16 protein-coding genes are annotated in these 13997 nt (G+C 63.7%); 9 read left to right on the plus strand and 7 right to left on the minus strand.

Annotated elements, in window-relative coordinates; genetic code table 11:
- Positions 1-107: 107 nt before the first annotated feature.
- Together B4F07_RS13215 and B4F07_RS13220 are read right to left on the minus strand one after the other, a co-directional pair.
- On the minus strand, positions 108-2216 hold the full coding sequence (locus B4F07_RS13215; protein ID WP_293702771.1) for a M3 family metallopeptidase: 2109 nt from the start codon (positions 2214-2216) through the stop codon (positions 108-110).
- 345 nt (positions 2217-2561) lie between these two features.
- Positions 2562-3431: an SMP-30/gluconolactonase/LRE family protein gene (locus B4F07_RS13220; protein ID WP_293702768.1), complete on the minus strand. Its 870-nt coding sequence runs from the start codon at positions 3429-3431 to the stop codon at positions 2562-2564.
- 376 nt (positions 3432-3807) lie between these two features.
- Here B4F07_RS13220 and B4F07_RS13225 point away from each other — a divergent pair, with 376 nt between their 5' ends.
- The 5 genes from B4F07_RS13225 (at position 3808) to B4F07_RS13245 (ending at position 7944) form a co-directional block, all read left to right on the plus strand.
- Positions 3808-4962, plus strand: a complete 1155-nt coding sequence (locus B4F07_RS13225; RefSeq protein ID WP_293702766.1) for an acyl-CoA dehydrogenase family protein — start codon at positions 3808-3810, stop codon at positions 4960-4962.
- Entirely contained in the window at positions 4959-5396 is a 438-nt protein-coding gene (locus tag B4F07_RS13230; protein WP_293702763.1) for a hypothetical protein, read from the plus strand. Before B4F07_RS13225 ends, B4F07_RS13230 begins: the two co-directional genes overlap by 4 nt.
- A gap of 22 nt (positions 5397-5418) precedes the next feature.
- Complete coding sequence (locus B4F07_RS13235; protein ID WP_293702760.1) at positions 5419-6588, plus strand: acetyl-CoA C-acetyltransferase; 1170 nt, start codon at positions 5419-5421, stop codon at positions 6586-6588.
- 134 nt (positions 6589-6722) lie between these two features.
- A complete protein-coding gene (locus B4F07_RS13240) occupies positions 6723-7505 on the plus strand; it encodes an SDR family NAD(P)-dependent oxidoreductase (protein ID WP_194954104.1) in 783 nt (260 codons plus the stop codon).
- A 1-nt stretch (position 7506) separates the two neighbouring features.
- A complete protein-coding gene (locus tag B4F07_RS13245; protein ID WP_293702750.1) occupies positions 7507-7944 on the plus strand; it encodes an acyl-CoA thioesterase in 438 nt (145 codons plus the stop codon).
- A 116-nt stretch (positions 7945-8060) separates the two neighbouring features.
- On the opposite strand, the gene gmk is transcribed toward B4F07_RS13245, so the two are convergent.
- A complete protein-coding gene (gmk, locus tag B4F07_RS13250; RefSeq protein ID WP_293702747.1) occupies positions 8061-8723 on the minus strand; it encodes a guanylate kinase in 663 nt (220 codons plus the stop codon).
- Positions 8724-8778: 55 nt separating this feature from the next.
- Here gmk and B4F07_RS13255 point away from each other — a divergent pair, with 55 nt between their 5' ends.
- Positions 8779-9342, plus strand: a complete 564-nt coding sequence (locus B4F07_RS13255; RefSeq protein ID WP_293702849.1) for a DUF2585 domain-containing protein — start codon at positions 8779-8781, stop codon at positions 9340-9342.
- A 7-nt stretch (positions 9343-9349) separates the two neighbouring features.
- On the opposite strand, the gene B4F07_RS13260 is transcribed toward B4F07_RS13255, so the two are convergent.
- Genes B4F07_RS13260 through B4F07_RS13275 form a run of 4 tightly spaced genes read right to left on the minus strand, consistent with a single transcriptional unit; the run spans position 9350 to position 11947 of the window.
- Positions 9350-9718 carry a hypothetical protein gene (locus B4F07_RS13260; RefSeq protein ID WP_293702744.1) on the minus strand — a complete coding sequence of 123 codons (369 nt, stop codon included), beginning with the start codon at positions 9716-9718 and terminating at the stop codon, positions 9350-9352.
- 30 nt (positions 9719-9748) lie between these two features.
- Positions 9749-11152 (minus strand): class II fumarate hydratase, encoded by a 1404-nt coding sequence (fumC, locus tag B4F07_RS13265; RefSeq protein ID WP_293702741.1) that lies wholly within the window; start codon positions 11150-11152, stop codon positions 9749-9751.
- Positions 11149-11460 carry a hypothetical protein gene (locus tag B4F07_RS13270; RefSeq protein WP_293702738.1) on the minus strand — a complete coding sequence of 104 codons (312 nt, stop codon included), beginning with the start codon at positions 11458-11460 and terminating at the stop codon, positions 11149-11151. The genes fumC and B4F07_RS13270 overlap by 4 nt, the downstream gene beginning before the upstream one ends.
- A 4-nt stretch (positions 11461-11464) precedes the next feature.
- Positions 11465-11947, minus strand: a complete 483-nt coding sequence (locus B4F07_RS13275) for an SspB family protein (protein WP_293702735.1) — start codon at positions 11945-11947, stop codon at positions 11465-11467.
- A gap of 87 nt (positions 11948-12034) precedes the next feature.
- On the opposite strand from B4F07_RS13275, the gene hisB reads away from it, so the two are divergent.
- From hisB to hisA, 3 genes are read left to right on the plus strand one after another with little or no spacing between them, the layout of a single operon-like run.
- A complete protein-coding gene (gene hisB / locus B4F07_RS13280; protein ID WP_293702732.1) occupies positions 12035-12622 on the plus strand; it encodes an imidazoleglycerol-phosphate dehydratase HisB in 588 nt (195 codons plus the stop codon).
- A gap of 9 nt (positions 12623-12631) precedes the next feature.
- The gene (gene hisH / locus B4F07_RS13285; RefSeq protein ID WP_293702729.1) at positions 12632-13240 is read left to right on the plus strand and encodes an imidazole glycerol phosphate synthase subunit HisH; all 609 of its coding nucleotides are present in this window, start codon (positions 12632-12634) and stop codon (positions 13238-13240) included.
- The gene (gene hisA / locus B4F07_RS13290) at positions 13228-13962 is read left to right on the plus strand and encodes a 1-(5-phosphoribosyl)-5-[(5-phosphoribosylamino)methylideneamino]imidazole-4-carboxamide isomerase (protein WP_293702726.1); all 735 of its coding nucleotides are present in this window, start codon (positions 13228-13230) and stop codon (positions 13960-13962) included. The genes hisH and hisA overlap by 13 nt, the downstream gene beginning before the upstream one ends.
- Positions 13963-13997: the final 35 nt, after the last annotated feature.

Raw genomic sequence — 13997 nt, forward strand, 5'->3', positions numbered from 1 at the left:
AAAGTTTATGGCCGCAAGTGGTCGCTTCCAGACCTTCGTCACCCCCGCGGGCCAGACAAACAAAGGGGGCCGAAACGACCCCCTTTGCCTCCCCGGTAGTGTTCGTCCTATTCGGTCGGAAACCCGCGCTTTTTCAGCAGCGCCGATACATCCGGATCGCGGCCGCGGAAGGCGCGATAGGCTTCGGCACGATCGGTTTCGTTGCCGGTCATCAGCAAGATCGTGCGGAACCGATCGGCAACGGTGCGGTCCCACGGGCCGCCCGCTTCTTCGAACGCGGCCCAGGTGTCGGCATCCATCGTTTCCGACCACAAATAGCTGTAATAGCCCGCCGAATAGGCGTCGCTCGAAAACAGATGCGCGAATTGTGGCAGCCGGTGGCGCATCACGATCTCGCGCGGCATGTCCATTTCGGCCAGCGTGTCGCGTTCGAACTTGTCGATGTCGGTTGGCGGCACCTTGCGGTCGTGCAGCTTCATGTCGACGATCGCGCTCGACAGATATTCGACCGTTTCAAAGCCCTGATTGAACTTGCCCGACGCCTCGATCTTGTCGAGCAAAGCCTGCGGCATCGGCGCCCCCGTTTTGTAATGCGTCGCGAATTTCGACAGTACTTCGGGGGTCATCAGCCAATTTTCGTTCACCTGGCTCGGATATTCGACGAAGTCGCGCGGCACCCCGGCGAGCGCCGGATAATTGATGTCATAGAGCAGAAAATGGATGCCGTGGCCGAATTCGTGGAACAGCGTCGACGCATCGTCCAGGCTGATCAGCGTCGGCTCGCCCTTTGCCGCTTCGGTGAAATTATTGTTGTTCGACGCCAGCACATTGCGGTCGCCGCCCAGTTTCTGCTGGCTGCGATAGGTCGTCATCCACGCGCCCGACCGTTTGCCGTCGCGCGCGAAATTATCGAGGTAGAAGACGCCGATATTCTTGTTGGTCTTGAGGTTATAGACCTCGAACGTCCGCACCTTGGGGTCGAACACCGGGATCGTCCCGGTGTTTTCGCGGAACCCCATGTCGTACAGTTGCCCTGCCGACCAGAACATGCCCTCGACCAGCTTGTCGAGCTGCAAATAGGGTTTCACCTCGCTTTCATCGAGGTCGTATTTCGCCTTGCGGACCTTTTCCGAATAGAAACGATAATCCCATGGTTCGATGGTGATTTTCGGTCCCTTGCCCGCCTTGGCTTCGGCATCGGCGATCGCCTGCATGTCGGCGACCTCTTCCTTCACCCGCGCCACCGCGGCGGGCCACACCTTCATCATCAGCCCCATCGCATTGGCCGGGGTCTTCGCCATGGTGTCGGCCATGCGGTAGGTCGCGTGGTTAGGGAAACCGAGCAGTTCGGCGCGCTGCTGGCGCAGCGCCAGGATTTCGGCGATCGTCGCATTGGTGTCATTGGCGTCACCATTGTCGCCGCGGCTGACGAACGCCTTGTACACCTTTTCGCGCAGCGCGCGGTTGGTGGCGTTTTGCAGCACCGGCTGCGCCGATGACCGCGTGTTCTTGATCGCCCACTGGCCGGGCTTGCCATTGGCTTCGGCGGCGGCGGCGAGCGAGGCGATAAAGCCCGCGTCGAGCCCGGCCAGCTCGGCCTTGTCGGTGACAAAGGTATAAAGCTTCTCATCGCCAAGCAGCTTCGAGGAGAAGGCGGAGAACAGCCCTTCCAGCTTCGAATTCATCGCGACCAGCTTGGTCTTGTCGGCCGCCGACAGATTGGCGCCGTCGCGCACCATCTCGTCATAGCTGCGCTCGACAATGCGGATCTGCTGGGCGTTCAGTCCGCTGCTGTTGCGTTTGTCGTAGACCGCCTTGTAGCGGGCAAACAACTTGGGCTGAAGAAACAGCTCGGTGTAGAAAGTGGTGAGCTTGGGGCTCCACTCGGCGTCGATATCCTCGACCCGGTCGTTCGACTTGTTCGACGTCTGCACGCCCCACAGGGCCGACACGCGCTCCATCGTCTCGCCCGCCAGCATCATCGGGACATGGGTGTTCTCGAACGTCGGCGCCGCCGGATTGTCGATCACCGCCTGCACCTGCGCGCGCGTTTCGGCCATCGCCTTGGTAAAGGCGTCGGGAAACAGCTCGGGGTCCATCTTGTCCCACGGCGGCACCCCTTCATAGGGGCCGGTCCATTCCGCCAGCATCGGGTTCTGCCCGGCGGGCGTCGCGGCGGGCGCGGGGGCAGCGGCGGGTTCGGCAGAAGCGGTCATCGGTCGGTCCATGTTGGTGCAACCCGCGAGCAGCGCGCTGGATGCGAGCAAAAGCGAAAGGTGACGGCGGAAAGGAAGCGCGTTGCGCGGCATCAATGATTCTCCCGGGGAAACGGTTTCGGTCGAAACCATGTTGCCCCGGGCTTTAACCTGATATTGCGGCGTGGCGCAAGTTTGGGGGGACGAATGGAGTGAACCAGCAACTCCTCCCTGTCGCGAAGCGATGGGGAGGGGGACCGTTCACGAAGCGAATGGTGGAGGGGCATTGCGACGTTTGCGCCAAAGCCCCTCCGTCAGCGCTCCGCGCTGCCACCTCCCCATCGCTGCGCCACAGGGAGGATCGGACTATCCCCCAAACAGCGGTTGTACCAACCCCGGCACTGCAACCCGAAACGCAAACACCCCGCCCGCGTGCGGCTGCGCCTTGCGTTCGTCGTCGGACAAATTTTTGCCCGCACTGGTGACAAAGGCGGTCTGCATATCCGCGCCACCGAACGCGATCATCGTCGGGCGCTGCACCGGCAGCGCGATCGTTTGCAGCAACTCGCCCGCGGGCGACAGGCGGACGACGCGCCACCCGTCCCACAGCGCCGACCAGTAACAGCCCTCGGCGTCGACCGCGGCGCCATCGGGGCGACCGTTGCCGAACGGAAACTGGTGGAAGATCCGCCCTGCGCCGAGAGCACCCGTCGCCGGATCGACATCATAAGCACGGATCGCATGGGTCGGGGTGTCGGCATGGTAAAAGGTCTGCCCGTCGGGACTGAACGCCGCGCCGTTGCTGGTGGTGAGGCCGCCGAAAACTTCGGAGAGCGACCCGTCGGGATCGAGCCGATACAGCGTCGCGGTGGGATGCGCCTTGTCGCTGGTCAGGCTGCCGACCCACAGCCGACCGGCGCCATCGACGCAGCCATCGTTGAATCGCTGCGCGGGCTTGTCCGTCAGCACCGCCGGACCGAAGGCCCGCGGCGCGGCGCCCCAGCTGTCGATCAGCGCGCAGCCATCCTCCATCGCGACCACCAGCCCGCCGCCCGCGCGCAGCGCGACGCAGCCGATCTGCTGATCCAGCCGCATGACGTCGTCCGCGCCGGTCGCCGGGTCGGTGCGGTGGATCGTCCGTCCCTCGATATCGACCCAGTACAGCCGCTGTTCGGCCACGCTCCAGCGCGGCGATTCGCCCAGCAGCGCGCCGGCATCGAGAAGGAGTTCGACCATGGCGGATGTCGTAGCGCGGCGAGGTGGCGCTGCCCAGCGCCTGCAAACCTATTCGGCGTGAGAATGACATCGTCGATCCCGCGAAGGCGGAGGCTGCGGTCGGTCTATCGGTAACGTCCTCTGTGTTCGTCATCCCGGCGAAGGCCGGGATCTCACCCTCTCGGATTGACCCACCGGCGAGATCCCGGCCTTCGCCGGGATGACGAGATACGGAACGGCAGGTAAACAATTCACCACGCGCGCCGACCGGCGCTCAAACTTTCATGCCGTAACGTCTTTCCACTTGACGTGCACGTAAACGTAAGGTCTCTTGGCGACCGAAAAGTTGCGGCCGACTCCCCGCTTGCGTTCGGCTGCCGCAAGGGAAAGGAAAGCCATGTCGCTCGATAATCTGTCGCGCTCCGCCTACACTGACGATCATGAGGCGTTTCGCGCCACGGTGCGCCAGTTCCTGGAAAAGGAAGTCGCCCCGAACGCCGCGCAATGGGCCGAGGACAAGATCGTCCCCAAGTCGATCTGGCCCAAGGCCGGCGAACTCGGCATGCTGTGCCCGACGGTGCCAGAAGAATATGGCGGGCTCGGTCTTGATTTCGGCTACAACGCGATCGTCGATGAAGAGAGCGCCTATTACGGCCGCGCTACCACCGGCTTCTCGCTCCAGTCGGACATCGTCACCAACTATATTGTCAAATATGGCAGCGAAGAGCAGAAGCAGCACTGGCTGCCCAAGATGGTCGCGGGCGAGGTCATCACCGCGATCGCAATGACTGAACCCGGCACCGGCAGCGACCTGCAAGGGATGCGCACGACCGCAAAAAAGGATGGCAATCATTATGTCATCAACGGGTCGAAAACCTATATCACCAACGGCCAGAACGCCGACCTGATTCTGGTGTGCGTCAAGACCGACACCGAGGTCCAGCCGGCGTGGAAAGGCGTCTCGATCGTCCTCGTCGAAGCTGACCGCGAAGGCTATGAGCGCGGCCGCAACCTCGACAAGATCGGGCAGGACGAAGCCGACACGTCGGAAATGTTCTTCAACGACGTCCGCGTCCCCATCACCAACTGCCTGGGCGAAGAGGGCAAGGGCTTCATCTATCTGATGAGCGAGCTGCCGCAGGAACGCCTGTCGATCGCGGTCAGCGCGCAGGCGTCGGCGCAGCGTGCCTTTGACGACACCGTCGAATTCACCCGCGACCGCAAGGCGTTCGGCAAACCGATCCTCGATTTCCAGAACACCCGCTTCGTCCTTGCCGACCTCAAGACCAAATTGCAGGTCGGCTGGGCGCATCTTGACTGGGCGCTCGCGCGGCATCTGAAAAAGGAACTGACCCCCGAAGAGGGCGCCGCGGCGAAGCTGTGGCACACTGAGCTGCAATGGGAAGTCATGGACAAATGCCTCCAGCTCCACGGCGGGGCGGGCTATATGAACGAATATCCCATCGCCCGCGCGTGGCGCGCCGCGCGTGTAACGCGCATCTTTGGCGGCACGAACGAGATTATGAAGGAACTGATCGGGCGGAAACTATGACTTGGGCCCAGATTCTCTTTCTTCTGAACGGTCTCTGGTTCTTCGCGGCGTTCATCCAGTTCAGCATTGCGCAGACGAACACCGCCAAGATCCTGGTACCGCGCGACGCGCGCGACAATGCGCTGGTGCCGACGATCAAGGCGAGCGTAGCCTTTCTCGGCGGCATGAACCTCGCCCTCGCACTGCTCGCCTTCTATCTCGCGACCGCGCCAGCGGCTTTTGCAGGGGCCGAGCAACAGATCGTGCTGTTCGCCTTTTTTGCCGCGGCCAATTTCAGCCAGTTCTGGTTCAACGTGCCCGTCGCTGTTCGGGGTGGGCGGATTGGACAGGCTTACTGGCCCGTGTTTTCGGGTCCGATGCTCACGATTTTCGTAATCGACGCGGCGCTCGCGGTGGCGGACGCGGTGGCCGCATTTTATATTTCGACAAACTGATCGATCATTGAAAGGATTACCCATGGCCCATGCCTATATCGTTGATGCCGTCCGCACCGCTGGCGGCAAGCGCGGCGGCAAGCTCGCCGGTATCCACCCCGTCGACCTTGGCGCCGCGGTGTTCGACGCGATCGCCGACCGCAATGATTTCGACACCTCGAAAATTGACGACGTCATCACCGGCTGCGTGTCGCAGGGTGGGCAGCAGACGATGGACCTTGGCCGCAATGCCGTCCTCGCCTCGAACCTGCCCGACTCGATCCCCGCGGTGACGATCGACCGCCAGTGCGGATCGTCGCAGCAGGCGATGATGTTCGCGGCGCAGGCGGTGATGTCGGGAACGCAGGACATCGTCCTCGCCAGCGGCATCGAAAGCATGACGCGCGTGCCGATGGGCAGCGTCGCGACGTTGTTCATCAAGGAAGGCCTCGGCCATTACAAGTCGGAGCGGCTTGAGGAAAAATATCCCGGCATCATGTTCAGCCAGTTCATGGGCGCCGAAATGATCGTCAAGAAGCATGGCTTCACCAAGGACGATCTCGACGCCTATGCGTTCGAAAGCCATCGCCGCGCCAAGGCAGCGACCGAAGCGGGGCATTTCCAGCGCGAGATCGTCGGGCTCGACATCGACACGCCGGAGGGGCGCCAGACGCACCTGATCGATGAAGGCATCCGCTTCGACGCGACGCTCGAGGGCATCGCGGGCGTCAAATTGCTTCAGGAAGGCGGCACCATCACCGCTGCCTCGTCGAGCCAGATCTGCGACGGCGCCAGCGCGGCGCTCATCGTGTCCGAACAGGCGCTGAAAGATCACGGCCTGACCCCGCGGGCGCGCATCCACCATGTGTCGGTGACCGCGGGCGACCCGGTGATCATGCTCGAAGAACCGCTGTTCGCGACCGAAAAGGCGCTGAAGCGTGCGGGCATGAAGATCGAGGATATCGACGCCTATGAAGTGAACGAGGCGTTCGCCCCGGTGCCGCTGGCGTGGATGAAATATCTCGGCGCCGATCATGCGCGGCTCAACCAGCACGGCGGCGCCATCGCGCTCGGCCACCCGCTCGGCGCCAGCGGCACCAAGCTGATGGCGACGTTGCTCGGTGTGCTCGACGCGACGGGGGGCAAATATGGCCTCCAGACGATGTGCGAAGGCGGCGGTCAGGCCAACGTCACGATCATCGAACGGCTGTAAGCCAATTGACGAAACATGGCGTCGCCCCCGCGAAGGCGGGGGCCGCTATCGGCCTTGCTCGGCGGGGTTTGCGTAAACCTCCAGCGGCCCCCGCCTTCGCGGGGACGACGATTTTGAACTAGGGAGAAGCCAATATGAAACTCGATTCCACCGTTTCCGCCGTCGTCACCGGCGGCGCCTCGGGCCTCGGCGCCGCGACCGCCCGCGCGCTCGCTGCAAAAGGCGTCAAGGTCGCGATCTTCGACCTGCAGGAAGAAAAGGGCAAAGCCCTCGCCGCCGAACTCGGCGGCGTGTTCTGCGAATGCAACGTCACCGACGACGCGTCGGTCGATGCTGCCTTCGCCAAATCGCGCGAAGCGATCGGGCAGGAGCGCATCCTCGTCAATTGCGCCGGCACCGGCAACGCGATCAAGACCGCCAGCCGCAGCAAGGAAGACGGCAGCATCAAGCATTTCCCGCTCGATGCGTTCAACTGGATCATCCAGATCAACCTCGTCGGCACCTTCCGCTGCATCGCCAAGTCGGCCGCGGGCATGATGACACTCGACCCGATGGAAGACGGCGAGCGCGGCGCGATCGTCAACACCGCGTCGGTCGCCGCCGAGGACGGCCAGATCGGCCAGGCCGCCTACTCGGCGTCGAAAGGCGGCGTCGTCGGCATGACGCTCCCCATCGCGCGCGACCTCGCGTCGGAAAATATCCGCGTCAACACGATCCTGCCCGGCATTTTCGACACCCCGCTGCTCGCGGGCGCGCCGCAGAATGTCCGCGACGCACTCGGCGCCTCGGTGCTCAACCCGAAGCGCCTCGGCAATCCGCCCGAATATGCGGCGCTCGCGCTGTGCATGATCGAAAACGGCTATTTCAACGGCGAGGACGTCCGCCTCGACGGCGGCATCCGCATGGGTCCGCGATAATATGGCGAAACCGGAGAGCTGGCGGCTGAACCCCGCCAGCTACCCTGTCTGCACCGAATTCCAGACGCGTTTCCAGGATATGGACATTAACGGCCACCTCAACAATGTGGCCTTTGCCGCGCTGTTCGAAAGCGGCCGGGTGCTGCTCAACCGCCAAGTGCGCCCGCTCGGCGAGCGTCCCGCCAACGAACGCACGATGGTCGCCGCCGTCGAGATCAACTATCTCGCCGAGGGCAGTTTCCCCGATCCGGTCGACATCGCGACCGGCATCGGGCGCCTCGGCACCTCCAGCTGGACGATCGTCCAGGCGATGTTCCAGCGCGGCCGCTGCATCGCGACCTGCGACACCGTGGTCGTGTGCCGCACCGACAATCAGGCCAAACCGCTGCGCGCTGAAATGATCGCCGAGCTGACCGCCAATCTGGTGACGCCGAATTAAAGAACTGCCGCGCTCCCGCGAAGGCGGGAGCCCATCACCGGTCGGTGCAAGTTTGCGCCAGCCGGAGATGGATCCCGGCCTTCGCGGGGAAACCACGCCTGCTTATGCCTGAGCGCTCAAATCGCCGTATCGCCCTCCGGCACCGACCTTATCAAGTCGCGCGCAAAGCCGATCAACCCGATCTGCCGCCGCCGCTTCAACCGTTCGGCGCGCAGGATCGCCATCACTTCGCCATAACATTCGTCGACATTGTCGTTGATCAGCACATAGTCATAGCCGTCCCAGTGGCTGATCTCGTTCGCGGCGCGCGCCATCCGCGCGGCGATCACCTCGTCGCTGTCGGTCTTGCGGCTGCGCAGCCGGCGTTCCAGCTCCTCCATCGTCGGCGGCAACACGAACACGCGCACCACGTCGGGCCCCGCTTCCTGATACAGCTGCTGCGCGCCCTGCCAGTCGATGTCGAACAGCACATCCTTGCCCGCCGCCAACAGCTCCTCGACCCGCACGCGCGGGGTGCCATAGCGGTGGCCGAACACATGCGCCCATTCCAGAAATTCGCCGTCGGCGGCCATTTTCTTGAACGTCTCGGTGTCGACGAAATGATAATCCTTGCCGTCGATCTCGCCGGGGCGCGGCGGGCGGGTGGTGGCCGAGATCGAAAGCGCGATGTCGGGGTCGACGCCCAGCATCTTTTTCGAAATGGTAGTCTTGCCCGCGCCCGACGGCGAGGAGAGGACGAACAACACGCCGCGGCGGTCGAGGTGGACGCTTTCAGCCATGCGCGCTATTCGCCTGACACAGGGCAACGGTCAAGCGCGAAGGGCGGCCAGCATGATGGGGATTTCACGCACCGGCTGGCTCGTCGCGGCCGCGCTATTGGCCATATTCACCGCGATCCTCTTCGCAATGGGGCGCCCGCCGATCTGCCCGTGCGGCACGATCAGCCTGTGGCACGGCACCGTCCAGTCGGACCAGAACAGCCAGCAGATTTCGGACTGGTACAGCTTCAGCCACATCATCCACGGCTTTATCTTCTTCGGCCTCGGTCGCTGGCTGCTGCCACGCCAGCCGCTCTGGGTGCTGCTCGCACTCGCGATCGGGATCGAGGCGGCGTGGGAAATCCTCGAAAATTCACCGATCATCATCGATCGCTACCGCGAAGTGACGATGGCGTTCGGCTACAGCGGGGATTCGATCCTCAATTCGGTCAGCGACGCGCTGTTCATGATCGCGGGCTTCCTCGCCGCCAGCCGGATGCGCTGGTGGGTGACGCTCGCCATCGCGATTGTTTTCGAACTTTTCACGCTGTGGACGATCCGCGACAATCTGACCCTCAACGTGCTGATGCTCGTCTCGCCCATTGAGGCGATCAAGGAATGGCAAGCGGCGGGCAGTTAGCCATTGATCAGTGCAAAGCCGAACGCGGTACGTCGTCATCAAGGGGCAGCGCAGGCGGTAAAGCGTCGCCCATAGTCTGTCCGTCGGTGGGAATGTCCGCGGTACCGGCGTAGCTGTCGACTACCCCGGCCTGCGCCAGCTGCGGGTCGATCGCATGCGCGGCTTCGGCCGCTTGGCGCGCTTCGGCACGTTCGGCCCATTTCTTGGTCAGATAGCCCGCTGCTGCCCACGCAGCCATGGCCGCATAGCGCTGCGGAAACAGCCGCCGTGCCGCGAACAGCGCGCCCGCGCCGATCACCGCACCCGCGACCGGGTGATTGCCCTTTTGCTTTCCGATTGCGCTGCCCAGCATCCCGCCGACGATCCTGCCAATCATGCCCAAATCTCCTTCTCCCCTATCAATTCGCTAAGGGGCTTTGGGTTCCGGCCCCAGCATTAATCGCGGATCGACCAGCCGGTCAAAAGTCGCGGCATCGATAGCGCCAAGCGAAAGTGCGGCCTCGCGCAGCGTCGATCCGCTCTCATGCGCCTGCTTGGCGATCTCAGCGGCGCGATCATAGCCGATCGCCGGGGCCAGCGCGGTGACGAGCATCAGCGAGCGATCGAGCAGCTCGGCAATGCGTTCGCGGTTGGGCGCCAGTCCTTCGACGCAGTTCGTGGCAAAGCTTTCCATGCCGATGCTCAGCAATTCGATCGAGCGCAGCACATTGGCGCCGATCAGCGGCTTGAAGACATTGAGTTCCAGATGCCCCTGCATCCCGCCGACGGTCACCGCCTGATGATTGCCGATCACCTGCGCGGCAACCATCGTCAGCATCTCGCACTGGGTCGGGTTGACCTTGCCCGGCATGATCGAGCTTCCGGGTTCGTTCGCGGGCAGAATGAGCTCGCCCAGACCGGAACGCGGGCCGGAGCCGAGCAAGCGGATGTCATTGGCGATTTTGGTCAGGCTGACCGCCAGCGTGTTGAGCGTCCCGGAAAACTCGACCAATGCGTCGTTGGTCGCCAGGGCTTCGAACTTGTTGAAGGCGGACTGAAACGCGATGCCGGTCAATGCACCGATTTCGATTGCGAAAGCCTCACCAAATCCCGCCGGTGCATTCAATCCGGTGCCAACCGCGGTGCCGCCTTGGGCCAAGTCATGGAGGAGAATGACCGAACCCGCGATACGGGTCGATGCCGCCGCCAGCTGCCAGCTATAGCCTGAAAATTCCTGCCCCAATGTGAGCGGAGTGGCATCTTGCAGATGCGTGCGCCCGATCTTGACCACATCGCGCCATGCCTGGGCCTTGTCGGCGATGGCATCGTGGAGTGTGTGAAGGGTCGGGGTCAGTCGGTCGCGGGTCGCCAGTGCCGCGGCCACATGCAGCGCGGTTGGAAAACTGTCGTTCGACGACTGGCTCATATTGACATGATCATTGGGATGCACCGGCGATTTGCCGCCGCGCTGCCCGGTCAGCATCTCGTTGGCGCGGCCCGCGATCACCTCGTTGACGTTCATGTTCGACTGGGTGCCGCTGCCCGTTTGCCAGATCGTCAGCGGGAACTGGTCGTCATGCTGGCCCGCGACGACTTCCGCCGCCGCCGCCTCGATGGCGTCCGCAATTTTGGCATCAAGGCCATGGTGGCGGTTCACCCGCGCCGCGGCTTGCTTCACCATTGCCAGCGCATGGATGATCCCGATCGGCATCCGCTCGTGTGGCGGGAACGGAAAATTTTTAAGGCTCCGCTGCGTCTGCGCGCCCCAATAGGCATCGGCCGGAACCTCAATCGCCCCGATGCTGTCCGTCTCGGTCCGCGTTCCGCTCATCCCACCAGCATCCGCGTCACCAGCACCGCCCCGCCCCAGATCATCGCGACCAGGCCCAGCATCTTCCAATATCCCGTTTCGCCGACGCGGCGGCGGAGCCAGGCTGCGAGCAGCCATGCGAGCACCAGCGCCGGGGTCAGGATCAACAGGCTGAAACGCAGCAGGCCGTCGGCCATCTGGCCGCGCGATGTCGCTTCTTCGAAGAGGGTCAGGCCCTCGACGCTCCACCAAAAGGCGGCGGTCAGGACCAGCATCCCGGCGAGCGCCCAATATTGCCAGAACGGGCTGGGGGGCCATGGCGCCGCCACGGCGTTACTTCCTTTTGCCGAAATCCACCGTCACGACGTTCGACCCGTCTTCGCTCACGGCGTCGGGTCGATCATTGTCGGCTTCGTCATGCGGCTCGGGCGCGGTCGCCTCGTCGTCGCTGACCTGGAACTGCAAACCGAAATCGACCGATGGATCGACGAACGCGGTAATCGCGGCATAGGGAATGGTCAGGATCGACGGCGTCTGGTTGAACGACAGCCCGACGCTGAAAAAATCATCGGCGACCTTCAAGTCCCAGAACCGGTTTTGCAGCACGATCGTCATTTCGTCGGGAAATTTGGCGATCAGATGCGCCGGAATCGACACCCCGGCCGCCTGCGTCTTGAACGTGATATAGAAATGATGCTCGCCCGGCAGGCTGTCATAACCCTCGATCTGGCGCAGCACGCGGCCGACCACGGCGCGCAGCGCGTCCTGCACGATTTCGTCATAGGGAATCAGGCTGTCGCGAACGTCATCACTCATGGGGCAGGGGGATGAACGGAGCGGGCGGATGGGTCAAGGGGGGAGAGTCGCCTTGCATGGTGAAAAGTGGCTGCTATGGGGCAGGACATGCGAACCGCAACCGTCCAGCGCACGACCAAGGAAACCGACATCGCGATTGCCGTCAACCTCGACGGCACCGGCGATTATGCGGTGTCCACCGGCATCGGCTTCCTCGACCATATGGTCGAACAATTGTCGCGGCACTCGCTGATCGACATTTCGATGCAGGTGAAGGGCGATCTCCACATCGACCAGCACCACACCGTCGAAGATTCGGCGCTCGCGCTCGGCGAAGCGGTGGCGAAGGCGCTCGGCGACAAGCGCGGCATCGCGCGCTACGGCGAGGCGCACGCGCCGATGGACGAAACGCTGACGCGCTGCGTGCTCGACATTTCGGGGCGCCCGCATTGCGTTTACAAATCCGGCTTCTCGCAGCCGCGGCTGGGCGAGATGGATACCGAAATGTTCCCGCACTGGTTCCACAGCTTTGCCCAGACCGCGGGCATCACGCTGCACATCGAGACGCTCTACGGCGAGAATAACCACCACATCGCCGAAAGCCTATACAAGGCGCTGGCGCGCGCATTGCGCCAGGCGGTTGAAATCGACCCGCGCAAGGGCGATGCGATCCCCAGCACGAAGGGTGTCCTCTAGGGCCAGTCGATGACCGCCATTGCCCTGATCGACTATGGCGCGGGCAATCTTCGCTCGGTGCACAATGCGCTCGTCGCGGCGGGCGCCGCTGATGTGGCGGTGACCGCCGATCCCGATATTGTCGCCAAGGCCGACCGTATCGTGCTGCCGGGCGTCGGGGCGTTTGCTGCCTGCATGAACGGGCTGTCCGCAATCCCCGGCCTCGTCGAAGCGATCGAGCGCCGTGTCCGCACCGACGGTGCGCCCTTTCTCGGTATCTGCGTCGGTATGCAATTGCTCGCCGACGCGGGCGAGGAGCATGGACGTCATGCCGGGCTCGGCTGGATCGGTGGTACCGTTCGCGCCTTTGACCCCGCGCCGGGGCTGCGCATCCCGCACATGGGCTGGAACGACGTTGTTCCCAGCGCCGCGCATCCGGTGATCGCGGCGGGCGAGGCCTATTTCCTCCACGGCTATCATTTCGCCGACACCACCGACGTGCTCGCGACGAGCAGCCATGGGGGTAACTTCACCGCCGCAGTGGCAAAGAACAATATCGTCGGCGTCCAGTACCACCCCGAAAAAAGCCAGGCTTACGGCCTCGCAACGCTGGAAAGATTCCTCGCATGGCGACCCTGACCATCTTCCCTGCAATCGATCTCAAGGGCGGACACGTGGTGCGCCTCGCCGAGGGCGATATGGATCGCGCCACCGTCTATGGCGACGATCCGGCGGCGCAGGCCCGGCTGTTCGCTGATGCCGGCGCGTCACACCTCCATGTCGTCGATCTCGACGGCGCCTTTGCGGGCGCCAGCGTCAACGGCGCTGCGGTCGAAAGCATCATCGCCGCCTTTTCCGGCAAGGTGCAGGTCGGCGGCGGCATTCGCGACCGCGCCGGCGTCGACCGCTGGCTCGCGCTCGGCGTCGAGCGCGTGATCATCGGCACCGCGGCGCTCAAGGACCCCGAATTCGTCAAATCCGCCGCGCGCGACCTGCCCGGCCGCATCGTCGTCGGGGTCGATGCCCGCGACGGCATGGTCGCGACTGAGGGTTGGGCCGATGTCTCCGACGTTCGCGTCGAGGATCTGGCGCGGCGGTTCGAGGATGCCGGGGTCGCGGCGCTGCTGTTCACCGACGTCGGGCGCGACGGGTTGCTAAAGGGCTGCAATGTCGAGGCGACGGTAGCGCTGGCGCAGGCGGTTGCCATTCCGGTGATCGCAAGCGGCGGGGTTGCCGACATCGGCGACATCCATGCGCTGCGCCCGCATGTGGCTGACGGAATCGAGGGCGTGATTACCGGGCGAGCGCTCTACGACGGGCGCCTCGATCTCGCCGAGGCGATTGCGGTGGGTCAGGGATGAAAGACGCCGCCACTCCCGTTCGTGTCGAGCGAAGT

The sequence above is a fragment of the Sphingopyxis sp. UBA6723 genome (assembly GCF_002454115.1).
Lineage (GTDB): Bacteria > Pseudomonadota > Alphaproteobacteria > Sphingomonadales > Sphingomonadaceae > Sphingopyxis.